The sequence below is a fragment of the Asanoa sp. NPDC049475 genome, from assembly GCF_040676915.1.
Lineage (GTDB): Bacteria > Actinomycetota > Actinomycetes > Mycobacteriales > Micromonosporaceae > Asanoa.
The window spans coordinates 715,205-738,936 of the sequence record NZ_JBFAPY010000001.1 but is presented as its reverse complement, the minus strand read 5'-3'; the positions used below and the strand labels follow the sequence as shown (position 1 = coordinate 738,936).

The following is a 23,732-nucleotide window of genomic DNA, read 5'->3' as shown; positions in this document are numbered from 1 at the left end:
GACGACGCGGGCGGAGCGGCGTGCCCGCACACCGGTGCAGGTAACGTCCGGGCTCATGACGGTTTCGGAGCACCTGGCCAGTCGTGACCTGTTGGCGCTCGGCGAGCCGACCCACGGAGAGCCGGCCTTCGCCTTCGCGCGCAACGAGATCTTCCAGGAGCTGGTCTCCGCCGGTTTCCGTTCGTTCGCGTACGAGTCGGACCGTCTCTCGGCTCTGGCAGTCGACGCGTACGTCCAGGGCACGACCGACGAGCTGCCGGCGGACGCCTTCAGCCACGGCTTCGGCACCCTCCCGGGCAACCCGGAGCTCGTGGAGTGGATGCGCAGCCACAACTCGGGCCGGCCGCCCGAGGAGCGACTGACCTTCCACGGCTTCGACGCGCCGCTGGAGATGACGGGAGCACCGAGCCCGCGCCGCTATCTAGTGCACGTGCTGGCCTACCTGAGCGAGCACGTGGACCCGCCGGTGGACCTGGACCAGCTCATCGGAGCCGACCCGCGCTGGTCCGACCCGTCCGCGATCATGGACCACACCCGCTCGGTAGGCCGCTCACCCGAGGCCCTGCGCCTGCGCGGCATAGCCGAGGACCTGAGAACAGCGTTGTACGCCAACGCACCGCGCTTGGTCGCCACCACGTCGTTGGCGGATTGGCGCCGGGCGAACCTGCACGCGGACGTGGCGGTGCGACTGCTCGGCTACCACGCGGAAGCGGCGGCGCCGGCCCCGCAAGCGGCCCGCACGTCCCGCCTGCTCGGTGTCCGCGACGCCTGGATGGCCCACAACCTGCTGGACATCAGAACGGAAGAACAACACCGCGGCCCGACCCTGGTGTACGCGAACAACCGCCACCTGCAACGCCACCCGAGCAGGTGGAACCTGGCCGGCATGGACCTTGAGTGGTCATCGGCGGGCTCGATCGTCTCGGCCCTGCTCGGCACCCGCTACGCGGTCATCATCGGCAGCCTCGACGCCAGCTCGACCCTGAACCTGTCACCCGCACCCGAGGGCACCTTCGAAGCGGCCCTACCGCACGCGGGACTACTGGACCGATCCACGATCGAGACGGCCCTGAACGACCAAACCCTGACGACCCGCACCGACCCGACCCCGGAACAGGGCTACTTCCCACTGGACGCGGAGACCATCGCGAACTGCGACGCCATCCTGCACATCTAAGCGGCCATGAGAGAGCGGGCCGGCCCAAGACGGGCCGGCCCGCAACACATAAAGCGAACTACTTCTTGACGGTGATGACCGGGCTGTAGATCTGCTGGGTGCGGCTCTCCAGGTACACGGTGTGCTGGCTGCCGCCCATCGCGCTCGACGGCAGCGTGAACGTGTAGTCCAGCCGGCCCAGTTCGTCTGCCTTCTTCGTGGCGATCAGGATGCCCGGCTTGCCCTCCGCGGTGCTGGTCTTGCGCAGGTAGATGTCGACCGACTCGTTCGGGTCGTACCCGTAGCCGGTGACGGCCAGCTTGCTGCCCGGCTTCGGGGAGGTGGTGCTGACGATGACGTGCTCACCCGTGGTGGTCTCGGGCGTACGCCACTCGTTGACGGTCCGCTCGCCCGCGTCGTTCTTGCGGACGACCACGCCGTCGAAGTGCTTGCCGTTGGCGAAGCGGGCCTCGTACGTCAACGAGTCGCCCTTGACGTCGATCATCTGGTACAGCTGCGAGTCCTCGGCCTTGGCCATGATGTCGGCGCCGTTGTCCGTCCACACGGAACCGTCGACGTCGTACATCTTGCCGCCGGACACGGAGACCGCGTACACGGTGCTGTCGTGCACAGTGGCGGACTTGCGAGAGGCCAACGTGCTGCCGCGGCCGTACGTGTGGTCGTGGCCCTGGAGCACGAGGTCCACGCCGTACTTCTCGAACAGCGGACCCCACTGCGCCCGGACGATCGGGTTGTTGCGGCCCTCGGCGGTCGAGTAGACCGGGTGGTGGAACGTGACGACGGTCCACTTGTTCGGGTTGTCCTTGAGCAGGCCCTCGAGCCACGCGGTCTGCGCGTCCATGTACTGCGGGATGCTCTGGACGTTGGTGTTCAGCCCGATGAACCGCACACCCTGGTAGTCGACCGAGTACGCGGTCGAGTCGAGCGCCGGCTCGTTGCCCCACGCGGCCGGGCCGTTGTCCGGGTACGGGAACTGCGGCGCCCAGAACGACGACAGGCTCGTGCCGTTGTACTCGTGGTTACCGGTGATCGAGATGTTGTTGATCTGGCCGTCGATGAAGCTGCCGGCGTTGTACCACTGCCCCCACTGCTCCTCGCTGTTCGCGGAGTCGATGAGGTCACCGGCGTTGACGATCAGCTTGGCCTGCGGCCGGTCGGCGAACGCCTGGCGGAACACCCGCGGCACGGCGCTGTCGATGTAGTTCTGCGCGTCGCCGTAGTAGATGAACGAGAACGGCTCGAAGCCCTCGGCCGCGGTGGTGAAGTCGATCCACTCGCTCCAGTTGGTGCCGTCACCGACCCGGTAGGTGTACCGCGTCGCGGGCTTGAGGTCGGTGAACTCCACCGTGTGGTACGTCGAGGCGTACCCCAGCGACGTGTTGACCGGCGTGTTGGCGATCGCCTTCACGGTGCGCACCGCGCCGGCGGCCGGCGCGACCTCGCCGAGCGCCTTGGGCGCCTCGAGGATCTGGGCCTGCGCCCATTCCGCGGACGCCTCGGCGCGCCACGAGACGCGCTGGCTGGTGGCGGGCTTGTCGGTCGGGATCAGGATGACACGGTCCGGCACCGGGGTCGGCTTGTACTGCTCGGCGGCCGGGAACTTGGTGGGCGCGGCGTCACCGAACGCGGCCGGGCCGAACGCGATGCCACCGGCGAACAGCGCGGCGGCACCGACGGCCGCCACCGCCGCCCGGCGACGACCCGTGTTCCAAGGCCTCTTGACCTCACTCAACGTTGTTTCCCCCCTCAGGGAATCAGCCACCGACAGGAGCACGGTGGGACAACGGGCATTGAGCCAAAGCCGAACGACCGAGGCCGGACCTCGACGTGTCCTGCGGGTGAACTGAAAGCCGCCTGAAAGCCGGCTGACCGGCCGTCACGATGGCGTCGCCCGTCGGCCATCCGGCGTTCAGCGCGGCCGCCTAGGTTCCCGGGGTGCCCGTTTCCCGCTGGGTCGGGATGGCGGCGAGCGTGCTGGCTCTCGGAACGCTCTTCGCCACGCCTCCCGACGCGCCGGTAAAGAAGACCGACGCCTTCCTCACCGCCGAGACCACCGGCCTGCTCAGCATCGAGGCGACCGAGTGCTTCGACGATCCGGAGTACGACCCGATGGCCGACGACCGCGTGGTCATCTACGTGCCGTGCGAGGAAGGCGCCGACAACCAGGCCTACGGCTTCATGTACGCGCCGGAAGGAGCCTTCGACCGCGCGACGGTGGCGAAGCTGGGTGCGGCCAGGTGCGGTCAGGCGTTCCACAAGCTGTGGCGGGGCGCGGGCGCCGACGGTCTCGACTTCTACCCGGTGCTGCCGACCGCCGAGACCTGGGCCGACGGCGACCGCGTGGTGATGTGCGTCGTCTACCGCCCGACCGGCCGACTGCCCGGCTCGGTGCTGCCCCTCGCGGGGCAGTAGTCAGCCCTTGGTCGACCCCAACGTCAGACCTGACACGAACTGCCGCTGGAGTACGAAGAAGACGAGCAGCGTCGGCAGCGCGACGATGATGGAGCCGGCGGACAGCAGGTTGTAGTCGGTGAAGAACTCGCCCCGCAGGTTGTTGAGCGAGCTCGTGATCGGGAACTTGTCGCCGTCCTGGAGCAGCACCGTGGCCCAGAAGAACTCGTTGTAGATCCAGGTGACCTGCAACGTGGTCAGGGCGGCCAGCGCCGGCCGCACCAGCGGCAAGGTCAGCGTGAAGAACTGCCGGCTCACCCCGGCGCCGTCGACCTCCGCCGACTCGTACAACTCGTGCGGGATGGTCTTCATGTAGTTGCTCAGCACCAGCGTGCAGAAGCCCATCTGGAACGCGGTGTTGACGAGCACCAGGCCGGTGTAGCTGTTGAGCAGCTCCAGCTCCCGGAACGCCCGGTAGACCGGGATCAGCAACGCCTGCGGCGGCAGCAGGTTGGCCGCGACGAAGACGCCGAGCAGCGTCAGGTTGAGCTTGAAGCTGAAGCGGGCCAGCACGAACGCGGCACACGACGACAGGAACAGCGTCAGCGCCACGGCCGGCACGGTGATGTAGAGCGAGTTGAGGAACTTCTCGCCGAACTCGGCGCGCTGCCAAGCGTCGACGTAGTTCTGGAACGTGAAGCCGCCGAACGAGAAGTAGCCGTGCGTGCCGGTGTAGTCGTAGTCGCGCAGCGAGTTGAACAGCCCCCAGAGCAGCGGCACGAGCCAGCCCACCGCCATCACGGCGAGGAACGCGTGCAGCACGTACCGCGGCTTCACCGGTCCTCTCCCCTCGTGGTCGCGCGCAGGTGGATGACGACGTACACCGACGAGATCAGCAGCATGATGGTCGCCAGCGCCGAGCCGAAGCCGATCCGGCTCGCCTCGCCGATGATGTTCTGCGCGACCAGCGCGGCGATCACCTCGAGGCCGTTGCGGCCCTTGTTGACGATCCAGACGATGTCGAACGCCCGCAGCGACTCGATGATCGTGATGACCAGGACGATCAGGTTGATCGGCCGGAGCGCCGGGAAGACGATCGAGAAGAAGGTCCGTGGCTCGCTCGCGCCGTCGACCCGGGCCGCCTCCCGCAACCCCGGGTCGACCGCCTTCAGCCCGGCCAGGTAGATCAGCATGATGTAGCCGGTGTGCTTCCAGCCCGTGGCGACGAGCACCGCCCACAGGTTGACGTTCGGGTCGCCGTACCAGTCGATCTGGGTGCCGAGCACCGCGTTGAGCAGCCCCTGGTCGCGCGAGTAGATGAGCTGCCAGATGAAGCCGGTCAACGCCAGCGACAGGATGACGGGCAGGTAGAACGCCGTCTGGTAGAGGCGGCTGCCGCGGATCTCCTTGTCCAGCAGCACGGCCAGGAACATCCCGAGCGGCGTGGGGATCAGGAACAGGAAGCCGACCCAGATCAGGTTGTGCCAGATCGCCGGCCAGAACGGCGGGTAGATCGTGGCGATGTTCCGGTAGTTCTCGAACCCGATCCAGTCGATCGAGCTCAGCCCGCCGAAGCCCTCCCACCGCGAGAACGACAGCGCGACCGACGAGAGGGCCGGCAACCAGACGAGCAGGACCACGAACACGAGGGGTACGCCGATCATCAGCGTGACGACGATCCGGTCACGCGGTGTCAGCCGTCTTCGCATACGCATGGCGCCTCCATCGATCGAAGACCTTGCATGATCGTAACCATCAATATTTACTGACGTAACGTTGTAGCGGCACGAAGATTGGTGCATATCATGCGAAAGCCATTTTCGTTCCTGGCCGTCCTGCTGCTCGCTGCCTCGACCCTGACGGTCACCGCGACCGCCGCGTCGGCCGCGACGCCGGTGGTCCCGATCACCGCACCACCGATGGGCTGGAACAGCTGGAACCGGTTCGGCTGCAACATCGACGAGAACCTGATCAAACAGACCGCAGACGCGATCGTCGCCAACAACCTGGACGACCTCGGCTACCGCTACGTCAACATCGACGACTGCTGGATGGCCTCGACCCGCGACGCGCAGGGCCGGCTGCAACCCCACCCGACCCGCTTTCCGGGCGGCATCAAGGCGCTCGCCGACTACGTGCACGCCCGCGGGCTCAAGCTCGGCATCTACGAGTCCGCCGGCACCGCGACCTGCCAGGGGCTTCCGGGCAGCCTCGACCACGAGGTTGTCGACGCCAACACCTTCGCGGCCTGGGAGGTCGACCTCCTCAAGTACGACAACTGCAACAACCAGGGCCGGCCGGACGCCGCCCGCTACAAGGCGATGGGCGACGCGCTCAAGGCCAGTGGCCGCGCGATCGTCTACAGCATCTGCAACTGGGGGCTGGCCGACCCGTGGGTCTTCGCCCCGCAGGTCGGCGGCAGCCTGTGGCGCACCACCGGCGACATCTCCGACAACTGGGGCAGCGTGCTGTCGCTGCTCGACCAGCAGAACGGGCTGGAGCCGTTCGCCCGCAACAACGGCTTCAACGACCCCGACATGCTCGAGGTCGGCAACGGCGGGATGACCACCACCGAGTACACCGCCCACTTCAGCCTGTGGGCGCTGCTCAACTCGCCGATGCTGCTCGGCAACGACCTGCGCTCGATGTCCACCGCGACCCTGAGCATCATCCGCAACGCCGAGGTGATCGCGGTCAACCAGGACTGGGGCGGCTCGCAAGGGCGCAAGGTGCGCGACTTCGGCGAGACCGAGGTATGGGCCAAGCCGATGAGCGACGGTGGCGCGGCCGTCGTGCTCTTCAACCGGTCCGCCGCGACCGCCACCATCACCACGTCCGCCGCCGAGGTCGGTCTCGGCGGCTCGTCCGGATATTCGCTTCGCAACCTCTGGACCGGAGCCACCTCGACGTCGACCGGCGCGATCTCGGCCTCCGTGCCGGCGCACGGCGTCGCGATGTTCCGGGCCAACCGCACCGGCACGCCGGCCGCCGCGCCGGCGGCCGGCACCCACCAGGTCGGCGACCTCGCCTGGCTCGCGTCGAGCAACTTCTGGGGTCCGGCCGAGCGCAACCGGGCCAACGGCGAGCAGGCCGCGGGCGACGGCGGCACGCTGACGATCAACGGCACCACCTACGCGAAAGGCGTCGGCACCCACGCCGACAGCGCGGTGCACCTCTACCTCGGTCGCGCGTGCCCGCTGTTCACCGCCAACGTCGGCATCGACGACGAGGTGACCAACGCGGCGGCATCGGTCAGGTTCCAGGTGTACGGCGACGGCAAGCTGCTCGCCTACAGCGGGATCAAGCGCGCGGCCGACGGTCCGACGCGGCTCTCGGTGGCCACCGGAGGATACACCACATTGGAGCTTCGGGTCACCGACGGGCGTGACAACGCCAACTACGACCACGCCGACTGGGGTGGCGCCACCCTCACCTGCACGGCCCCGGGCACGGGCTCCAACCCGTCGTTCACCGGCACCAACGGCTGGGGGCCGGCCGAGCGCGACCAGTCCAACGGTGAGCAGGCCGCCGGCGACGGCGCGGTGCTGACCTCCGGTGGCGTCAGCTACGTGCGCGGCATCGGCGGGCACGCGCCCGGCGACCTGACCGTCAACCTCGGTGGCTCCTGCGAGCGGTTCACGGCCGTCGCGGGCATCGACGCCGAGGTCACGTCGGCCACCGCGCGGGTGGTCTTCACGGTGCTGGCCGACGGCGTGACCCTCTACACCAGCCCAGCCGTGACGGTGGCGTCCGGCCCGGCGGTTGTCGACCTCAACGTGACCGGCCGCGGCGCGTTGCGCCTCGTGCTCGGTGACGGCGGCAACGGCATCGACTTCGACCACGCCGACTGGGCCGACGCCCGTCTTGTGTGCTGACTCTTGGAGGATCGGATGAGACACCAGACTTCACCGGCACCTCGCCTGGCCGGGATGCCCGTACCCCGGCGGTCCCTGCTCCTCGGTGCCGCCGGCCTCGCGGCCGCTCCCGCCCTCGCCGCCTGCGGTGACGACGACGGAGGCGGCACCAGCGACGGCGACGGCACCGGCGAGGTGACCTTCGGGTCCAACGAGGTCGGCTCCACGTTCGCCAAGCAGCGCCAGGCCGCGGTCGCCGACTTCCAGGCCAAGAACTCCGGGATCACGGTCAAGCTCAACGAGATCGACCACAACACGTTCCAGGAGAACATCAACAACTACCTGCAGGGCAGTCCGGACGACGTGTTCTCCTGGTTCGCCGGCTACCGCATGCGGTTCTTCGCCCGACGCGGGCTGATCGGCGACATCAGCGACGTCTGGCCCCTGGACGGCGTCGCTGAATCGTTCAAGACGGCCTCGACGGGTGACGACGGCAAGCAGTACTTCGTGCCGCAGTCCTACTACCCGTGGGCGATGTTCTACCGCAAGAGCGTCTGGGCCGAACGCGGCTACACGGTGCCGACCACGCTGGCCGAGCTCACCACGCTGGCCGACAAGATGAAGGCCGACGGCCTGGTGCCGATCGCGTTCGCCGACAAGGACGGCTGGCCCGCGATGGGCACGTTCGACATCCTCAACATGCGGACCAACGGCCACCAGTTCCACATCGACCTGATGGCCGGCAAGGGCTCCTGGGAGAGCGCCGAGGTCAGGAAGGTCTTCGACACCTGGGCGCAGCTGCTCCCCCTGCACCAGCCCGACGCGCTGGGCCGCACCTGGCAGGAGGCCGCACAGGCGTTGCAGCGGAAGAAGGCCGGGATGTACCTGCTCGGCACCTTCCTGATCGACCAGTTCCCGCAGGGCGAGCGCGAGGACGTCGACCTGTTCACCTTCCCGGCGATCGACCCGGCTGTCGGCGCGGACGCCATCGACGCGCCGATCGACGGGTTCTGCATGAGCGCCAAGCCCAAGAACGGGGCCGGTGCCAAAAAGCTGTTGGCGTACCTGGCCGCGCCTTCAGCGGCAGCGGAGGCGAGCAAGCTCGGTGAGCCGTTCATCTCGTCGAACACGAACGCCGACACCAGCGCCTATTCGCCGATCCAGAAGAAGTCGGCGGAGCTGGTCGGCAGCGCCAAGAACATCGCCCAGTTCCTGGACCGCGACACCCGCCCGGACTTCGCCTCGACCGTCATCATCCCGGCGTTCCAGGAGTTCGTCCGCAAGCCCGGCGACGCGGGGAACATCCTGAAGAGCATCGAAAACCAGAAGAAGACGATCTTTATCGATTAGTACGTCGCGTAGTACACGGCTTCTTGCAGGTCGGAGGGGGGGTTGCGGACGGTGGAGATCGGTACGCCGATCCACACGTCCACGACCTGCCAGACCGCCTGCCGGGACGGTGCGCGCACTACGCGGTGCAGGGTGCGCGCGCCTTCCGGGGCCGAGGACGGCCGGACGACCACTACCGGCCTGCCGTCCTCGACCCGGTAGGCGAACGCGTCGATCCGCTGTAGCCCCGCACCGCGAAGGTGCTCGTAAAGCTCGTCCGTCACCGGCACCTCCGCCGGGCCGTGGACGACCCGCGCGAACTGCTCGTGGGCTAGCTCCTCGAGCTCGGCCAACGGGAGTCCGGCCAGCACGGGCACCCGGTCGACCACCGCGGGCGCGGGTGCCGGCAGCGACCCGGCTGCCGTTAGCGCCCCCGGTCCCGGCAGCGCGCCTAGCGACGTCGTTGCCGCCGGCCCCGGCACCGCAATCGCTTCCGTTGAAGCCTCTGCTTCGGACACGGACGCCGGTCCCGCCAACGCCTCGGGTTCCGGCACGGACGCCGGTCCCGCGAAAGCCTCTGGCCCCGGCACGGACGCCGATCCCGCCAACGCCTCGGATCCCGGCACGGACGCCGGTCCCGCCAATGCCTCGAATTTCGGCACCGCCGCTGGTTCCGCCACAGCCTCTGGTCCCGACACGGACGCCGGCGCCGCCAATGGCTGCGGTCCCGGCATCGCCGTGGGTTCCGGCAAAGCCGCTCGTGCCGGGACCGCTACGAAGGGCGGCACCGCCGTGATTTCCGGGACTGCCACGATCTCCGGCATCGGTGACTGCGCCGGCTCTGATGTCGATGCCGATTCCGGGGTCGCCGCTGCGGGGGTCAGCGTCTGGTCCCGCTCGGGCTCCCACTCGGCCTCGGGCTCGGGGTCACGGCCGGGCTCGGGTTCCGGCTCCGCTTCCGGCAGGGTGAGCTTGAGTCGGCGGGCGATCTCTTCCAATCCGCTGTCCGGCAGGTCGGTGAGCATCACGCGGCGGTGGACGGTCGGCAGCGGCTCGTCGCCGGCGTAGTCGCCCGGCCACTCCTCCGGCGACTCCGAAACCTCGTGCACGGGTCGTGACCCCTTCCCTACGGCATCGCTGTCCACCGTAGAGGCGCAACCCGGACAGGCACGACGGACGCCGTGTGCGCTTGACCCGTACGTGTCATCGATTCAGCAGATCGCGAAGATCCTTGACGATCTCGGCGGGTGCCTGCTCGGCCATGAAGTGCCCGGCGGTCGTGGTGCGGTGCACCAGGTCCGGCGCCCACGCCCGCCACAACCCCGCCGCGTCGTAGCCGAGTGCCGCGCCCCAGTCCTGCTGCACGACGGTGACCGGCATGGTCAGCACCCGGCCGGCCGCGCGATCGGCCCGGTCGTGCTCCACGTCGATGCCGGCGGAAGCACGGTAGTCAGCCACGATCGACGGCACCGCCGCGCGGCAGGCGGCCAGATACTCCGCGCGTACCCCCGCGGGAATCGCCGAAGGGTCGCCGCCCCACCCGTCGAGGAACGAGCCGAAGAACTCGTCGGCGGTCGCCTCGATCATCCGCTCGGGCAGACCCGGCGGCTGGGCCATCAGATAGAGGTGGAAGGCGACCGCCGCGTTGACGCCGTGCAGCACGTCCCACATGTCCTGCGTCGGCAGCACGTCCAGGATCGCCAGCCGGCTGATCGAGTCGGGATGGTCCAGGCCGGCACGGAAGGCGACGAGCGCGCCCCGGTCGTGCCCCGCGAGCGCGAACCGCTCGTGCCCGAGCGTCCGCGCCAGGGCCACGACGTCGGCGGCCATGGTGCGCTTCGAGTACGTGTCGGCGTCCCTCGCCACGGGCTTGTCGCTGGCGCCGTAGCCGCGCAGGTCCGGGCAGATCACCGTGTAGTCGGCGGCCAGGTCGGCCGCCACGTGGCGCCACATCAGGTGGGTCTGGGGAAAGCCGTGCAGCAGCACGACCGGGCTGCCCGAACCGCCCACAGCGGCATGCAGCGTGACATCCTCGTCCACCTGGACGCGATGCTGGTCGAAACCGGGAATCATCGTGCGGGTCCTTTCGTGATCGGTCCTGCCCAGCGTGCCGATCACGGATGAGCAACCGATGAGCGCGCTACGTTGAGCTGCGTGTCTGTCGGTTTCGGCGTCCTCGGGCCGGTCGTCGCGTGGTCCGCACCCGATGCGCCGGTCGACCTGCGCGGCCCGCGGCACCGGGCCGTCCTGGCCCGCCTGCTGGTCGCCCGCGGCCGGGTGGTCCCGGTCGACCGACTGGTCGACGACCTGTGGACCGACCCGCCGCCGGGTGCGGTCAGTGCGGTGCGCACGTTCGTGGCGGCGCTGCGCCGGGCGTTGGAACCCGACCGCGCACCCCGCACGCCGCCGCGCCTGCTCGTCACCGACGGCCCGGGGTACGCGCTGCGGGCGGAGCCGGACGCGGTCGACGCATGGCGGTTCGAGGCGGTGGTCGCCGCGCGGCCCGCACCAGACCGGCTCACCGAGGCACTGGGTTGGTGGCGCGGACCCGCGTACGCCGGCCTGGACGAGCCCTGGGCGCGCGACGAGCGTGCCCGCCTGGAGGAGCTCCGGCTGCACGCGGTCGAGCTGCGCGCCGAAGCATTGCTGGGGCTGGGTCGGGCCGTCGACGTGGTGGCCGACCTCGACGCGCATGCGGCCGGCCACCCGTGGCGCGAGGATGCCTGGCGGCTGCTGGCCGAGGCGCTGTGGCGGGCGAACCGGCAAGCGGACGCCTTGGCGGTGCTGCGCCGGGCGCGGGACCTGCTGCGCGAGCAACTCGGCATCGACCCCGGCCCGGCGCTGCGGCGGCTGGAGTCCGACATCCTCCGCCAGGACCCGCCTGCCCGCGACCCGTGGGAGCTGGTCGCCGCGGCATACGAGCGCACCGTCACGGCCGGCGGCCCGGCCCGGCTGGAGTCCACCGTGGACCTGCTGCGCGGCCTGGCCGTCGGCGGCGGCCTGGAATCGGCGCGCGTCCAGCGGTTGGCGACGATCGAGGCCGCCGAGCGGCTGGGCGATCCTGAGCTCACGGCACGGGTGATCGGCGGGTACGACGTACCCGCGATCTGGACGAGGTCCGACGATCCGGAGCTGGCAGCGGCGATCGTGGCCGCCGCCGAACGGACGCTGGCGGTGTTGCCGCCGGCGGCGCCGGACTCGGTGCGCGCCCGGCTGCTGGCCACCGTCGCGGTCGAGTCGCGAGGCATCGACCGGCACACGGCCGCCCGCGAGGCCGAACGCCTGGCCCGCCCGCTCGGCGACCCGACGCTGCTGGCCTTCGTCCTCAACGGCGTCTTCATGCAGTCGTTCCAGCGGGCCGGGCTGGCGCCCGAGCGCGACCGGATCGGCGCGGAGCTCGTCGAGATCTCGGCCGCACACGGCCTGGCGTCCTTCGAGATCCTCGGCCATCTCGTGCGGATGCAGGCCCGCTGCGCGCTCGCGGACTTCCCGACGGCGGACCAGCACGCCGCCGCGGCGGACCGCCTCGCCGAACGCCACGGCCGGCCGCTGGTCGGCGCCTTCACCCACTGGTACGCGGCCCTGCGGTTGGCCGCGACGGGCGCCCCGGCGGAGGTGGCCTACCGGGCGGCGGCGTCCGACCTGTCCGGCGCGGGCATGCCGGGAGTCGAGCGCGGCCTGCTGCCGCTGGCGCTGCTCTGCCTGCGGGTGTGGCACGGGCAACCGATCGAGCCCGCGCCCGATACGGACTGGGGGCCGTACCAGCCGTGGGTGCGCCCGCTGACCGACCGCGCCGCCTTGCGACATGCCCCGGAGCCACCGCACGACCTGCTGTTCGAGGCGCTGTGGTGCCTGCTGGGCGCGGCCGCCATCCGGCACGACGACCGGGACTGGATCCGCCGCGCCTACGCCGCGCTCGCGCCTGCGGCCGGTGAGCTGGCGGGCGCCGGCAGCGGCATGCTCACCGTCGGCCCGGTCAGGGAGCACCTGGCCCGGCTGAACGCACTTCTCTAACGGTTCCGGTGGTAGTGCCGGCGAGCCTTCATCCGGTTGCCGCACACGGCCATCGAGCACCAGCGCGCGGTGTTGGTGCGGCTGTGGTCGACGAGGAAGAGCCGGCATTCGTCGTTGGCGCACGGCCGCAGCCGGCCCGGGCTGTCCTTGGTCAGCGCGTCCCAGGTGAGCACGGCGCGCACGGCGAGGTCGCGGTCGGCGGGGACGTCGGTCTGCCAGGTGATGCCCGCCGCCGTCCAGGTCGGCTTGAGTGTGACCCCGTCGAGCAGGGGGGCCAGCGTTTCCGGAGGTCGAGCGCCACGAACGACGTCCTGCAGGGCGGCCCGGGCCGCCATGACGTGTTCGCGCTCCCTGCGGGTGCCGCGCCCGCCGAGCGGGATCGCCCAGTCCGGGTCGCCCAGCTCGTCCACCTGCTGCCCGTCGACGACCGGCGTGCTGTTGAGGATGGCCAGCAGCACCGTCTCGTCAGACTCCATCTTTCTCCTAACCTCCATGAACTGGTTGACAGGTTAGCCGACGCGGTCCTAGGTTGCTAGATGTAACCAGCTTGACGGCTCATGGAGGTTAGGCACGATGCATCACCGGTACGCCACCGTCGACGGCCATCGGCTCTTCTACCGGGAGGCCGGCGCGCCCGACGCCCCGGCCGTGGTGCTGCTGCACGGCTTCCCGACGAGCTCGTTCATGTTCCGCGACTTGATCCCGCGGCTGGCCGACCGCTACCACGTGATCGCGCCGGACCACCAGGGCTTCGGCTTCTCGGACGCGCCGCCGGTCGATGAGTTCGACTACACCTTCGACCGCCTGGCCGACCTGACGGCGGCGCTGCTCAGCCGGCTCGGGATCGACCGCTACGCCGCCTACGTCCAGGACTACGGCGCGCCCATCGGCTGGCGGCTCGCCCTGGCGCGGCCGGGCGCCATCACCGCGATCATCACCCAGAACGGCAACGGCTACGAGGCCGGCCTGGTCGACGAGTTCTGGGCTCCGGTGCGCGCTTTCTGGCGCGACCCGACCGCCGAAGCCGGCGTCCGCGGCGCGTTGTCCCTGGACATGATCCGTTGGCAGTACGTGCACGGCGTACCCGATGAGTCCGTGATCTCGCCTGACACCTGGACGCACGACCACGCACTGGTCAGCCGCCCCGGCAACGACCGGGTCCAGCTCAAACTGTTCGCTGACTACGCCAACAACCTGCCGCTGTACCCGAAGGTGCACGCGTACCTTCGAGAGAGCGGCGTGCCGGTGCTGGCGGCCTGGGGTCGCAACGACCGCATCTTCGGACCCGCGGGCGCGCAGGCGTTCGCCACCGACGCACAAGACGCCGAGATCCACCTGCTCGACGGCGGCCACTTCCTGCTCGAAAGCCACCTGAACCCGGTCGTCGACCTGATGCGCGACTTCCTGGAGAGGAGAGTCAGATGACACCGGAGTGGAACAAGGTCAAGAACACGGACGTCGTACGCGCGATGAAGGAATACGACCGCCTGGGTCCGGACAAGTTCTTCGCGGCACACGGCTTCGCCCCGACGACCACCTACGACCTGGTGGACGACAACCGCCACTACCCACCGAAGGCGATCCTGGGCACGGCCTACGAGTTCGCGACCGGCGACCGCCTGGCCTCAGCCGACTTCGAGGGCGGCAAGTCGGGTGCGGTAAAGGTCCTGGGCGAGTTGGGCTTCACGGTCGAACACCGCTGACCGCGCCGGGTGCCCTAGACCTGGGCATCGTCAGCGCGCCGTTGGATGCTGGAGGCCGCGGTGCGGAGGACGCCCGGCACCAGTCCACGGTGGACGGCCGACAGGGGCGGCCATGCGTAGCGGCCCACCGGCCCGCCGTAGCGGAGGAACGTCCAGAGCGACACCCGCCCCACCGGCGCGTGCACCACCAGGTTCGCGCTCAGGAACCACGACTGCGCCTCCAGGCGGATCCAGTCGTCGCCGCGCGCGCCGATGCGCCAGCCCGCCACCGTGTCCGGTGAGCGGCCGCGTCGCAGGCGTAGCCCGAGGATCACGCGCCAGATCAGGATCTCGCCGGCGCTCGGGGTGTCGCCGAACATCGCTCTCGCCCACTGTTCCGCCGTCGCCTTCACCTCCGTGGCCAGCGTGAAGTGGTCGGCGTAGTCGACAACCGCCAGCGAGCTCAGGGCCCGCTCGGGTGCGGGGATCTCGTGGGTCCGGACGATGGTCATCTCGCTGCCTCCCGCAGATGTATACGATGGCGTATAACACCAGGCTAACCCCTGTTATACGGTGGCGTATATAGAAGGCGGGCGAAAATCATGGGCGCGACGCGCACCACGCGCGACCAGTGGGTCGAGGCCGGCCTGCGGGCCTTGGCAGCCGGCGGTCCGGACGCGGTTCGGGTCGAGGCGCTCGCCAAGGAGCGCGGCGTCACCAAGGGCGGCTTCTACGGGTCCTTCGCCGACCGCGAGGCACTCCTCGAAGCCATGCTCGACACCTGGGAGCGGGAGAGCACCGACGAGGTGCTCGAAGAGGTCGAACGCGCCGGCGGCGACGCCCGTGCCCGGATCACGCGGGCCGGTCTGCTCACCTTCTCCAGTGACCGCCTCCGCCCGATCGACCTCGCCGTCCGTGACTGGGCGCGCCGGGACGCGGGCGTCGCCGAGCGGCTGCGTCGGGTCGACAACCGGCGGATGGGACTGCTCCGCGAGTTGATCGGGACGTTCTGCGAAGACGAAGACGAGGTCGAGGCGCGCAGCCTCCTGGCCTTCTGCATGGCGATCGGCGCGCACTTCCTCGCCGCCGACCATGGCGACCGCACGCGGTCGCAGGTGCTCACCCGGGCCGCGGACCTGCTGTTCGAGCGCTAGGAAGCGTCACCGTCACCACCAGGCCGCCGCCGGGGTTCGGGCGCGCGGTGGCCTCGCCCCCGTGTGCACGGGCCACCGAGCGCACGATCGACAACCCCAGTCCGGCACCCTTCGCGGTGACCAGGCGCTCCGCGTCCACGCGCCGGAACGGTTCGAACAGACCGGGGATCTCGTACGCGGGAATGACCGGCCCCGTGTTCGCCACCTCGATCAGAGCGCCTCCACCAGGGCCGGAGCGGGTGGTGATCCGGGCCAGGCCGCCCGCGTGGTTGTGCCGGACGGCGTTCTCCACCAGGTTCTGCGCCAACCGCTCCAACAGCACCGGATCGCCGGCGGTCAGGGCCGGGCCGGCCGCCTCCGTCAGGGTCACCGACGCCGCGCGGGCCTCGTCCAGGGACTGGGCCACCACGTGCGTGGCGATGTCCGCCAGGTCGATCTCCTGCCGGTCGACGACCTCGTGTTCCGAGCGGGCGAGCAGCAACAGCCCCGTGATCAGCCGTTCCTGTCGGCTATTGATCTCCAGCAGGGTCTCGCCGAGCTGGACGACGTCGGCCGAGGCCGTGCGGCGGTTCATCGCCACCTCGACCAGGGCGCGGTTCAACGTGAGCGGTGTACGCAGCTCGTGCGAGGCGTTCGCCACGAACCGCCGCTGGCCCTCGAACGACCGGTCCAGCCGCGCGACCATCGTGTCGAACGTGTCGGCCAGCTCCTTGACCTCGTGGTCGGCGCCGGTCAGGGCGATCCGCTCGTGCAGGCTCAGGTCGACGCCCCGGGCGATCCGGCGAGCGGTGTCGGTGACCCGATGCAGCGGGGCGAGCACCCGCCCGGCGATCAGCCAGCCCAGGCCGATCGCCGCGCTGCCGACCAGGCCCAACGCGATGCCACCCTGGGTGAGCTGCGAGGTCAGCGCATCGTCGCGAACCTGCGACTGCTCCCGCGCCATGTACTCGGGCATGTCCTCCGCCGGGATCTGCTGGCCGTCGGCGGTCCTGAAGAAGACCGTGTCGGAGGCCGCGACCGGGCCGACAAGCTGGCGGTTGACCATCACGCCACCCGCGCGCGGAAGCTGCTGCTCCACCAGCAGGTGGGTCACACCGAGCACCACCAGGCCACCGACCAGGAACAAACCGCCATAGACCAAGGTCAGCCGGGTACGCAGGGAGAGTCGCCTCATGAGATCCGGTACCCCTCTCCGGCCAGGGTCTCGATGACCGGCGGATCGCCGAGCTTGCGGCGCAGCTTGAGCACGGTGAGCCGGACCGCCGAGGTGAACGGGTCCGCGTTCTCGTCCCAGACCTTCTCCAGCAGCTGCTCGGCGCTGACCACAGCACCATCGGCGCGCAACAGCTCGGCCAGCACACCGAACTCCTTTTTGGACAGAGGTACGTAGCGGTCGTCACGGAAGACCTGACGCCGCGCGGTGTCGAGCAGGATGCCGGCCCGGCGCAGCACCGGCGGCAGGGCCGGACGCGCCCGCCGACCGAGCGCCTGCACCCGCGCGGCCAGCTCCACGAAGGCGAACGGCTTGGGGAGGTAGTCGTCGGCACCCAACGACAAGCCGGCCACCCGATCGCCGATCTCGGCCGCGGCGGTCAGCATCAGGACCCGGGCGGTCGTGTCGGAGCCGACCATGGCCCGGCACACGTCGTCGCCGTGCACCTTCGGCAGGTCGCGGTCGAGCACCACGACGTCGTAGTCGTTGACGGCCAGGCGTTCCAGTGCCGCGTCGCCGTCCAGGGCGACGTCGACCGCGTGCGCGTCGTCGCGCAACCACTCGGCGATCGCCTCGGCGAGGAGGCGTTCGTCCTCGACCACCAGGATCCGCATCACCCCATGGTGCCGAGCCAACCTGTTTCTTCGCTGTTAGCGCTTTCGGAAGCGCCGCGGAAACGGCCCGGGGCGTTGACTTCGCCGTCACAGCGGGCCGCATCCGCGTGGCCCGCCCCGGCTCAGGAGATGTCATGAAGACTAGGCACGCGCTGCTGTCGTTGGCGCTGCTCATGGCGCTGACCGCCTGCGGAGGCAAGGGAGGGGGCGACGACGACGGGGTGGCGTCGGTCGGCGGCACGCCGAGTGCGGCGGCCACGAGCGGGGAACCGGACAGGCAGGACGTCGAGGAGATGGCGCTGAAGTTCGCGCAGTGCATGCGCGAGCACGGAGTCGACATGCCCGATCCCGAGATCGACGGCGGGCGGATCACCCAGCGGATCAACGCCGGACCTGGCGGCAGCGAGAAGGTGGAGGCCGCGCAGGAGGCCTGCAAGGAGTACGCGCCGTCCGGGCCAGCCGGCGGGCAGGTCGACCCGGAGGCCCGCGAGCAGATGCTCGACCACGCCCAGTGCATGCGGGACAACGGCGTCGAGAAGTTCCCGGACCCCAACCCCGACGAGGGTGGCGTACGGATCGACGGTGACATCGCCGGCGACCCGGACTTCAAGAAGGCCCAGGAGGCGTGCGACGCGAAAATCGGCCGGCCCGGAGCCGAGCGATGAGCCGTCGCCGGGGCCGCGGACCGAAGATCGCGGGTGGCGCGGTCACGGTGCTCGCGGTCGGTGCGGCGGCCGCGGCGACCATCGGCTTCGGGTTCGGCGAACCGGAGGCGGGAGGCGCGGCGGCTGCCCTGCCACCGGCGACCGCCACGGTGACGCGGCAGACCCTCGACGACACCCAGACCGTCGACGGCAGCCTGGGCTACGGCGACACGACGGCGCTGACGGGCCGTTCCGCCGGCACGGTCACCTCCCTGCCGTACGCCGGATCGGTCTTCCAGCGGGGTAAGGCTCTGTACAAGGTGGACAACGAGCCGGTCGTCCTGATGTACGGCGGCGTGCCGGCCTACCGGAGCCTCGGCCCGGGTGACGACGGCGCCGACGTCAAGGCGCTCGAAGCGAACCTGCGCGCCTTGGGCTACACGGGCTTCACGGCGGACGACTCGTACACGTCGTCGACGGCCGACGCGGTGCGCGAGTGGCAGGAGGACCTCGGCGTCACCGAGACCGGGCGGGTGGAGCTGGGCCGGGTGGTCTTCGCGCCCGGCCCGGTGCGGGTCGACAGCGTCCAGGCGAAGCTCGGCGGCGCGACCGGGCCGGGCCAGGAGGTGCTGGCGTACACGGGGACCAGCCGGGTGATCACCGTGCAGCTCGACATCGGGGAGCAGCGGCTGGCCAAGAAGGGCACGAAGGTCTCCGTCGAACTGCCCGACGGCAAGCGGGTGGACGGCGCCGTGCAACGGGTCTACACGGTGATCGAGGCCAGCGACGATCCCAACGGAGCGCCCGAAACCAAGATCGAGGCGCAGATCTCGCTCGCAGACCCGAAGGCCGGCGCGGGGCTGGACGTCGCGGCGGTCGAGGTGACGTTCACCGCCGCCCAGCACGCCGACGTGCTGACGGTGCCGGTGGCGGCGCTGGTCGCGCTGGCCGAGGGCGGCTACGGCGTCGAGCTGGTCGAGGGTTCGACCACCCGTTACGCGCGGGTCGAGACGGGGCTGTTCGCCGGCGGCCGGGTCGAGGTCAGCGGCGACGGCGTCACCGAGGGCGCGACGGTGGGGATGCCGAAATGATCGAGCTCCGCGCCGTCTCGAAGACCTACCCGGGCGGGGTCAGAGCGCTCCGCGGCGTCAGCCTGGATCTCGGCGAGGGCGAGCTCGTCGCGATCGTCGGCCCGTCCGGCTCCGGGAAGTCGACGATGCTGCACCTGCTCGGCACCCTGGACACTCCGACCGAGGGTGCCGTCGTCGTCGACGGCCACGACGTGTCCGCGCTCTCCGACCGGCAACTCTCGGCGCTGCGGGCGCGCCGGATCGGCTTCGTCTTCCAGCAGTTCCACCTGGCGCCCGGCGTCAGCGCGCTGGACAACGTCGCCGACGGCCTGCTGTACGCGGGTGTCGGGCTCGCCGAGCGCCGGCAACGCGCGGCGGCGGCCCTGGAGCGGGTCGGCCTGGACCACCGGCTGGACCACGAGCCGCACGAGCTGTCGGGCGGCGAGAAGCAACGGGTGGCGATCGCCCGGGCGGTCGTCGGTGAGCCGGGGGTGCTGCTGGCCGATGAGCCGACGGGCAACCTCGACTCGACGGCCGGCGCGGGCGTGCTGTCCCTGCTGCGCGACCTGCACACGGCCGGCACGACGGTCGTGGTGATCACCCACGACCGCGAGATAGCGGAAAGCCTGCCGCGCCAGATCCGAATGCGCGACGGAGAGGTGGTCGAGCCATGAGCAACCCAGGTGAGGCCGGCACGGCCGCGCAGGGTGACGGCAGCGGGGGTGGGCGAGCCGGGAGACCAGGTCGGGCACGCCTACGGCCGTCGCGGCTGCGGTTGCGGGACGTTCTTCGGGTGGGGGCGGTGGGGCTGCGTACCCGGCCGACCCGGGCCTTGCTCTCCGCTCTCGGCATCGCGATCGGGATCGCGGCGATGATCGCGGTGGTCGGGATCTCCGCGTCGTCGCGGGCCGATCTCGATCGCGAGCTCGCCGCGCTCGGCACCAACCTGCTGACCGTCTCGCCGGGCCAGTCCATCTTCGGTGAGGACGCCAGCCTGCCGGCCGAGGCCGAGGCGATGATCGAGCGGATCGGGCCGGTGCGGTCGACCTCCGCGGTCGGCACCGTCGGCGGCGCCAGCGTCTACCGCACCGACCGGATCCCGGAGGCGCAGACCAACGGGCTCGCCACGTACGCGGCAAGGCTCGACCTGCCCGAGACCGTGTCCGCGGAGCTCCGCAGCGGGGTCTGGCTCAACGAGGCGACGGCGCGCTACCCGGCCGTCGTCCTCGGTGACGCCGCCGCCCGGCGGCTCGGCATCAGCCACGCCGGGCCCGAGGTCGAGATCATCGTCGGTGGTCAGCGGTTCGTGGTGGTCGGCATCCTGGAACCCGTCGCCCTGGCCGAGAACCTGGACGACGCCGCGATCATGGGTTGGCCGGTCGCCGAGCGGCTGTTCGGCTTCGACGGCCACCCGACGACCGTCTACACCCGGTCCGCGGAGAGCCAGGTCGAGGCGGTCCGGGCGGTGCTCGGCCCCACGGCGAACCCGGCGGCCCCCAACGAGGTCGACGTGTCGAGACCGTCGGACGCGCTGAACGCCCAGCGGGCGGCCGGCGCCGCCTTCACCGGGCTGCTGCTCGGCCTGGGCGCGGTGGCGCTGCTGGTCGGCGGCGTGGGTGTGGCCAACACGATGGTCATCTCGGTGCTCGAGCGGCGCGGCGAGATCGGCCTGCGCCGATCGTTGGGCGCCACCCGTGGCCAGGTCCGGACCCAGTTCCTGGCGGAGTCGCTGCTGCTGTCCGCCTTGGGCGGCATCGGCGGGGTCCTGCTCGGGATCGTCGTGACCACGGGGTACGCGTACTACCAGCACTGGCCGACCACGGTGCCCGGCTGGGCGACGGCCGGCGGCGTGGCCGCGACGGTCCTGATCGGTGGCGTCGCCGGCCTGTATCCCGCGATCAGGGCGGCCCGGCTCGCGCCGACCGAGGCGCTGGCAGCCCCGTGACGCGAGGGGCGCGAGTATCTCTATCTAACTAGTAGGATATGTGGGTTTGATCACGTTCGGTTGAGTTAAGCCGCACGCAGCCTGCACGGTAGGGGGCCGTGGATCCGCGCCGGCGGATCCACGGTCGTGTCTCAACTCTCAGGAACGGCGTGCCCCCGTGATCCGCATCAACGGTCTGCGCAAGACGTACCGAGGCCGTGGCGGAGACGTCGCCGCGGTGGCGGGCGTCGACCTGACCGTGCGCGCGGGCGAGGTCTTCGGAGTGCTCGGCCGCAGCGGCGCGGGCAAGAGCACGCTGTTGCGCTGCGTGAACATGCTCGAGCGGCCGGACGCCGGCACGATCACCGTCGACGGCGTCGACCTCGCCGGGCTGAGCGAGGCCGGCCTGCGTACCGCCCGGCAGCGGATCGGCATGATCCACCAGCACTTCGCGCTGCTGTCGTCGCGTACCGCTGCCGGAAATGTCTCCTTCCCGCTCGAGGTCATGGGCATGCCGCGCCGGCAGCGCGCCGAGCGGGTCGCCGAACTGCTCGACCTGGTGGGGCTCGGCGATCGGGCCGGCGCGTACCCGGCGCAGCTCTCGGGTGGTCAGAAGCAGCGGGTCGGCATCGCCCGCGCGCTGGCCGGTGAGCCCAAGGTGCTGCTCTCCGACGAGGCGACCTCGGCGCTCGACCCGGAGACGACCGGCTCGATCCTGGCGCTGCTGCGGGACCTCAACCAGCGTCTCGGCCTGACCGTCCTGCTGATCACGCACGAGATGGAGGTCGTGAAGCGGATCTGCGACTCGGTCGCGATCATGAGCGATGGCGTGATCACGGAGGCCGGGCCGGTGCACGAACTGCTCGCACGTCCCGATTCCGCGCTCGCCCGTGGGATCTTCCGCCTGGGACCACCGCCCGTGCTCGCCGACGCGACCGTCGTCGACGTCACGGTGGTCGGCGACGGCTCGCTGATCTCCGACGTGGCCCGCGCACACGACGTCGACGTACGCATCCTCGACGGCTCGGTCGAGACGCTGGCCGGCGGACGTGCCGGGCGGCTGCGACTGGCCCTGCCGGGGTCCGCCGCCTCGAACGAGCCGGCGTTGCGGCAACTGCGCGCCGGCGCCGTCGCGGTGGAGGTGCACCCGTGACCTGGTCCGAGATGGTCCCGCTGCTGTGGGAGGCGACCAAGGAAAGCGCCTACATGGTGCTGGTGGCCACCCTGCTCACCGCCGTCGGCGGCCTGCTGGTCGGCGTCGCGCTGGTGCTGACGGACCGCGGCGGCCTGCTGGCGGCACGGCCCGTCAACGCGCTGCTCGGCCTGATCGTCAACATTGGGCGGTCGCTGCCGTTCATCATCCTGCTCGTCGCCATCATCCCGTTCACCCGGGCCGTGGTCGGCACCACCATCGGCACCTCGGCGGCCATCGTGCCGCTGACCGTCGGCGCGATCCCGTTCTACGCCCGCATCGTCGAGACGGCCATCCGCGAGGTCAACCGTGACGTGGTCGCCGCTGCTCGGGCGATGGGCGCCTCCCGCCGGGAGATCGTCGTCAAGGTGCTGCTCCGCGAGGCCCGCCCGGGCCTGGTCGCCGGCCTCACCATCACCGTGGTCGCACTGGTCGGCTACTCCGCCATGGCCGGCGTCGTCGGCGGCGGCGGGCTCGGCGACCTGGCCATCCGCTACGGCTATCAGCGCTTCGAGACCGGAGTCATGATCGCCACCGTCGTGCTGCTCGTCGTATTCGTGCAGCTGGCCCAGATGCTCGGCGACCTGGTCGCCCGGCGTCTTTCCCACAGATAAGAAGGGTTCCACCGTGCGTCGCACCATAGCCATCGCCGCCGCTGCCACCGCCAGTCTCGTTCTGGGTCTGGGCATGGCCGCCTGCGGCTCGGACTCCGACTCCGGATCGGCGGGTGCATCGTCGGCCGACGCGCCGCTGAAGGTCGGCGTCAGCCCCGTGCCGCACGGCGAGATCCTCAAGTACGTGTCGGACAAGCTGGCTCCCGCCGAGGGCCTGAAGCTCGACATCGTCGAGTTCAGCGACTACATCCAGCCGAACGTGGCCCTGCAGGACAAGCAGCTGGACGCCAACTACTTCCAGCACATCCCGTACCTGGAGGAAGAGGTCGCCTCCAAGGGCTACAAGTTCACGCCCCTGAAGCCGGTGCACATCGAGCCGCTGGGCGTCTACTCGAAGAAGGTCAAGTCGCTGGCCGACCTCCCGGTCGGTGGCGTGGTGGGCGTGCCGAACGACCCGTCGAACTCCGGTCGGGCGCTGAACCTGTTGGCCGCCAACGGTGTCATCACCCTGAAGGACGGCGCGGGCGTGAAGGCCACCGAGGCCGACATCGCCTCCAACCCGAAGAACCTGAAGTTCGAGCCGCTGGAGGCCGCCCAGCTTCCGCGCAGCCTCGACGACACCGCCGCGTCGGTGATCAACGGCAACTACGCGATCGAGACCGGTCTGACCCCGGCCAAGGACGCCCTCGCCCTGGAGAAGGGCGAGAACAACCCGTACGCGAACCTGGTCGTCGTCCGCACGGGCGACGAGAACGACCCGCGGATCGTGAAGCTGGAGAAGCTCCTGCACTCGCCCGAGGTGAAGAAGTTCATCGAGGACAAGTACCAGGGCTCGGTCCTGCCGGCCTTCTAGGCCGCAC

Annotated in this window: 24 protein-coding genes; 15 read left to right on the top strand and 9 right to left on the bottom strand. The window is 70.4% G+C overall.

The window, feature by feature from the left end:
• Positions 1–55 precede the first annotated feature (55 nt).
• A complete protein-coding gene (locus AB0J88_RS03535) occupies positions 56–1,177 on the top strand; it encodes an erythromycin esterase family protein (protein WP_364357832.1) in 1,122 nt (373 codons plus the stop codon).
• A gap of 58 nt (positions 1,178–1,235) precedes the next feature.
• Here the strand turns inward: AB0J88_RS03535 and AB0J88_RS03530 are convergent, their stop codons facing one another.
• Entirely contained in the window at positions 1,236–2,909 is a 1,674-nt protein-coding gene (locus AB0J88_RS03530; RefSeq protein ID WP_364357835.1) for a metallophosphoesterase family protein, read from the bottom strand.
• A 203-nt stretch (positions 2,910–3,112) separates the two neighbouring features.
• Here AB0J88_RS03530 and AB0J88_RS03525 point away from each other — a divergent pair, with 203 nt between their 5' ends.
• Positions 3,113–3,589 carry a hypothetical protein gene (locus tag AB0J88_RS03525; RefSeq protein WP_364357838.1) on the top strand — a complete coding sequence of 159 codons (477 nt, stop codon included), beginning with the start codon at positions 3,113–3,115 and terminating at the stop codon, positions 3,587–3,589.
• On the opposite strand, the gene AB0J88_RS03520 is transcribed toward AB0J88_RS03525, so the two are convergent.
• Together AB0J88_RS03520 and AB0J88_RS03515 are read right to left on the bottom strand one after the other, a co-directional pair.
• Entirely contained in the window at positions 3,590–4,405 is an 816-nt protein-coding gene (locus tag AB0J88_RS03520) for a carbohydrate ABC transporter permease (protein ID WP_364357841.1), read from the bottom strand.
• Entirely contained in the window at positions 4,402–5,283 is an 882-nt protein-coding gene (locus AB0J88_RS03515) for a sugar ABC transporter permease (protein WP_364357844.1), read from the bottom strand. The genes AB0J88_RS03520 and AB0J88_RS03515 overlap by 4 nt, the downstream gene beginning before the upstream one ends.
• 90 nt (positions 5,284–5,373) lie before the next feature.
• On the opposite strand from AB0J88_RS03515, the gene AB0J88_RS03510 reads away from it, so the two are divergent.
• Complete coding sequence (locus tag AB0J88_RS03510; protein ID WP_364357847.1) at positions 5,374–7,443, top strand: NPCBM/NEW2 domain-containing protein; 2,070 nt, start codon at positions 5,374–5,376, stop codon at positions 7,441–7,443.
• Positions 7,444–7,458: 15 nt separating this feature from the next.
• On the top strand, positions 7,459–8,772 hold the full coding sequence (locus AB0J88_RS03505; protein ID WP_364357850.1) for an ABC transporter substrate-binding protein: 1,314 nt from the start codon (positions 7,459–7,461) through the stop codon (positions 8,770–8,772).
• Here AB0J88_RS03505 and AB0J88_RS03500 read toward each other — a convergent pair.
• Together AB0J88_RS03500 and AB0J88_RS03495 are read right to left on the bottom strand one after the other, a co-directional pair.
• The gene (locus AB0J88_RS03500) at positions 8,769–9,860 is read right to left on the bottom strand and encodes a hypothetical protein (protein WP_364357853.1); all 1,092 of its coding nucleotides are present in this window, start codon (positions 9,858–9,860) and stop codon (positions 8,769–8,771) included. The two genes, AB0J88_RS03505 and AB0J88_RS03500, sit on opposite strands and share 4 nt — an antisense overlap.
• Before the next feature lie 94 nt (positions 9,861–9,954).
• Positions 9,955–10,824 carry an alpha/beta hydrolase gene (locus AB0J88_RS03495; RefSeq protein ID WP_364357855.1) on the bottom strand — a complete coding sequence of 290 codons (870 nt, stop codon included), beginning with the start codon at positions 10,822–10,824 and terminating at the stop codon, positions 9,955–9,957.
• Between the two features lie 81 nt (positions 10,825–10,905).
• Between AB0J88_RS03495 and AB0J88_RS03490 the strand changes: the two genes are divergently transcribed.
• Positions 10,906–12,765: a BTAD domain-containing putative transcriptional regulator gene (locus AB0J88_RS03490; RefSeq protein WP_364357858.1), complete on the top strand. Its 1,860-nt coding sequence runs from the start codon at positions 10,906–10,908 to the stop codon at positions 12,763–12,765.
• Here the strand turns inward: AB0J88_RS03490 and AB0J88_RS03485 are convergent.
• Entirely contained in the window at positions 12,762–13,241 is a 480-nt protein-coding gene (locus AB0J88_RS03485) for a CGNR zinc finger domain-containing protein (RefSeq protein WP_364357861.1), read from the bottom strand. The genes AB0J88_RS03490 and AB0J88_RS03485 overlap by 4 nt on opposite strands.
• A gap of 97 nt (positions 13,242–13,338) precedes the next feature.
• Between AB0J88_RS03485 and AB0J88_RS03480 the strand changes: the two genes are divergently transcribed.
• A complete protein-coding gene (locus tag AB0J88_RS03480; RefSeq protein ID WP_364357864.1) occupies positions 13,339–14,190 on the top strand; it encodes an alpha/beta hydrolase in 852 nt (283 codons plus the stop codon).
• Positions 14,187–14,468, top strand: coding sequence for a hypothetical protein (locus tag AB0J88_RS03475; protein ID WP_364357867.1), 282 nt, complete (start codon positions 14,187–14,189; stop codon positions 14,466–14,468). The genes AB0J88_RS03480 and AB0J88_RS03475 overlap by 4 nt, the downstream gene beginning before the upstream one ends.
• Before the next feature lie 14 nt (positions 14,469–14,482).
• Here AB0J88_RS03475 and AB0J88_RS03470 read toward each other — a convergent pair whose 3' ends face one another.
• Positions 14,483–14,959, bottom strand: a complete 477-nt coding sequence (locus AB0J88_RS03470; RefSeq protein WP_364357870.1) for a hypothetical protein — start codon at positions 14,957–14,959, stop codon at positions 14,483–14,485.
• A gap of 90 nt (positions 14,960–15,049) precedes the next feature.
• Between AB0J88_RS03470 and AB0J88_RS03465 the strand changes: the two genes are divergently transcribed.
• Complete coding sequence (locus tag AB0J88_RS03465) at positions 15,050–15,601, top strand: TetR/AcrR family transcriptional regulator (protein WP_364357873.1); 552 nt, start codon at positions 15,050–15,052, stop codon at positions 15,599–15,601.
• On the opposite strand, the gene AB0J88_RS03460 is transcribed toward AB0J88_RS03465, so the two are convergent.
• Both AB0J88_RS03460 and AB0J88_RS03455 read right to left on the bottom strand, forming a co-directional pair.
• Complete coding sequence (locus AB0J88_RS03460; RefSeq protein ID WP_364357876.1) at positions 15,567–16,775, bottom strand: HAMP domain-containing sensor histidine kinase; 1,209 nt, start codon at positions 16,773–16,775, stop codon at positions 15,567–15,569. The two genes, AB0J88_RS03465 and AB0J88_RS03460, sit on opposite strands and share 35 nt — an antisense overlap.
• Entirely contained in the window at positions 16,772–17,428 is a 657-nt protein-coding gene (locus AB0J88_RS03455) for a response regulator transcription factor (protein WP_364357879.1), read from the bottom strand. Before AB0J88_RS03455 ends, AB0J88_RS03460 begins: the two co-directional genes overlap by 4 nt.
• 134 nt (positions 17,429–17,562) lie before the next feature.
• Here AB0J88_RS03455 and AB0J88_RS03450 point away from each other — a divergent pair, with 134 nt between their 5' ends.
• The 7 genes from AB0J88_RS03450 (at position 17,563) to AB0J88_RS03420 (ending at position 23,725) form a co-directional block, all read left to right on the top strand.
• Positions 17,563–18,093: a hypothetical protein gene (locus tag AB0J88_RS03450; protein ID WP_364357882.1), complete on the top strand. Its 531-nt coding sequence runs from the start codon at positions 17,563–17,565 to the stop codon at positions 18,091–18,093.
• Positions 18,090–19,163, top strand: coding sequence for a peptidoglycan-binding protein (locus tag AB0J88_RS03445; protein WP_364357885.1), 1,074 nt, complete (start codon positions 18,090–18,092; stop codon positions 19,161–19,163). Before AB0J88_RS03450 ends, AB0J88_RS03445 begins: the two co-directional genes overlap by 4 nt.
• A complete protein-coding gene (locus tag AB0J88_RS03440) occupies positions 19,160–19,816 on the top strand; it encodes an ABC transporter ATP-binding protein (protein WP_364357888.1) in 657 nt (218 codons plus the stop codon). The genes AB0J88_RS03445 and AB0J88_RS03440 overlap by 4 nt, the downstream gene beginning before the upstream one ends.
• On the top strand, positions 19,813–21,087 hold the full coding sequence (locus tag AB0J88_RS03435) for an ABC transporter permease (protein WP_364357891.1): 1,275 nt from the start codon (positions 19,813–19,815) through the stop codon (positions 21,085–21,087). Before AB0J88_RS03440 ends, AB0J88_RS03435 begins: the two co-directional genes overlap by 4 nt.
• 157 nt (positions 21,088–21,244) lie before the next feature.
• Complete coding sequence (locus AB0J88_RS03430; protein WP_364355355.1) at positions 21,245–22,219, top strand: ATP-binding cassette domain-containing protein; 975 nt, start codon at positions 21,245–21,247, stop codon at positions 22,217–22,219.
• 11 nt (positions 22,220–22,230) lie between these two features.
• Positions 22,231–22,872, top strand: a complete 642-nt coding sequence (locus tag AB0J88_RS03425) for a methionine ABC transporter permease (protein WP_364355937.1) — start codon at positions 22,231–22,233, stop codon at positions 22,870–22,872.
• Positions 22,873–22,885: 13 nt separating this feature from the next.
• Positions 22,886–23,725 (top strand): MetQ/NlpA family ABC transporter substrate-binding protein, encoded by an 840-nt coding sequence (locus AB0J88_RS03420; protein ID WP_364355358.1) that lies wholly within the window; start codon positions 22,886–22,888, stop codon positions 23,723–23,725.
• The last annotated feature ends 7 nt before the right edge of the window (positions 23,726–23,732 follow it).

Excerpts from the sequence above, each read along its gene's own strand:
- AB0J88_RS03455 (WP_364357879.1), bottom strand. The coding sequence starts at position 17,428 with ATGCGGATCCTGGTGGTCGAGGACGAACGCCTCCTCGCCGAGGCGATC.
- AB0J88_RS03535 (WP_364357832.1), top strand. The coding sequence starts at position 56 with ATGACGGTTTCGGAGCACCTGGCCAGTCGTGACCTGTTGGCGCTCGGC.
- AB0J88_RS03435 (WP_364357891.1), top strand. The coding sequence starts at position 19,813 with ATGAGCAACCCAGGTGAGGCCGGCACGGCCGCGCAGGGTGACGGCAGC.
- AB0J88_RS03450 (WP_364357882.1), top strand. The coding sequence starts at position 17,563 with ATGAAGACTAGGCACGCGCTGCTGTCGTTGGCGCTGCTCATGGCGCTG.
- AB0J88_RS03465 (WP_364357873.1), top strand. The coding sequence starts at position 15,050 with ATGGGCGCGACGCGCACCACGCGCGACCAGTGGGTCGAGGCCGGCCTG.
- AB0J88_RS03460 (WP_364357876.1), bottom strand. The coding sequence starts at position 16,775 with ATGAGGCGACTCTCCCTGCGTACCCGGCTGACCTTGGTCTATGGCGGT.
- AB0J88_RS03485 (WP_364357861.1), bottom strand. The coding sequence starts at position 13,241 with ATGGAGTCTGACGAGACGGTGCTGCTGGCCATCCTCAACAGCACGCCG.
- AB0J88_RS03440 (WP_364357888.1), top strand. The coding sequence starts at position 19,160 with ATGATCGAGCTCCGCGCCGTCTCGAAGACCTACCCGGGCGGGGTCAGA.
- AB0J88_RS03470 (WP_364357870.1), bottom strand. The coding sequence starts at position 14,959 with ATGACCATCGTCCGGACCCACGAGATCCCCGCACCCGAGCGGGCCCTG.
- AB0J88_RS03510 (WP_364357847.1), top strand. The coding sequence starts at position 5,374 with ATGCGAAAGCCATTTTCGTTCCTGGCCGTCCTGCTGCTCGCTGCCTCG.
- AB0J88_RS03445 (WP_364357885.1), top strand. The coding sequence starts at position 18,090 with ATGAGCCGTCGCCGGGGCCGCGGACCGAAGATCGCGGGTGGCGCGGTC.
- AB0J88_RS03505 (WP_364357850.1), top strand. The coding sequence starts at position 7,459 with ATGAGACACCAGACTTCACCGGCACCTCGCCTGGCCGGGATGCCCGTA.
- AB0J88_RS03495 (WP_364357855.1), bottom strand. The coding sequence starts at position 10,824 with ATGATTCCCGGTTTCGACCAGCATCGCGTCCAGGTGGACGAGGATGTC.
- AB0J88_RS03480 (WP_364357864.1), top strand. The coding sequence starts at position 13,339 with ATGCATCACCGGTACGCCACCGTCGACGGCCATCGGCTCTTCTACCGG.
- AB0J88_RS03475 (WP_364357867.1), top strand. The coding sequence starts at position 14,187 with ATGACACCGGAGTGGAACAAGGTCAAGAACACGGACGTCGTACGCGCG.
- AB0J88_RS03425 (WP_364355937.1), top strand. The coding sequence starts at position 22,231 with ATGGTCCCGCTGCTGTGGGAGGCGACCAAGGAAAGCGCCTACATGGTG.
- AB0J88_RS03515 (WP_364357844.1), bottom strand. The coding sequence starts at position 5,283 with ATGCGTATGCGAAGACGGCTGACACCGCGTGACCGGATCGTCGTCACG.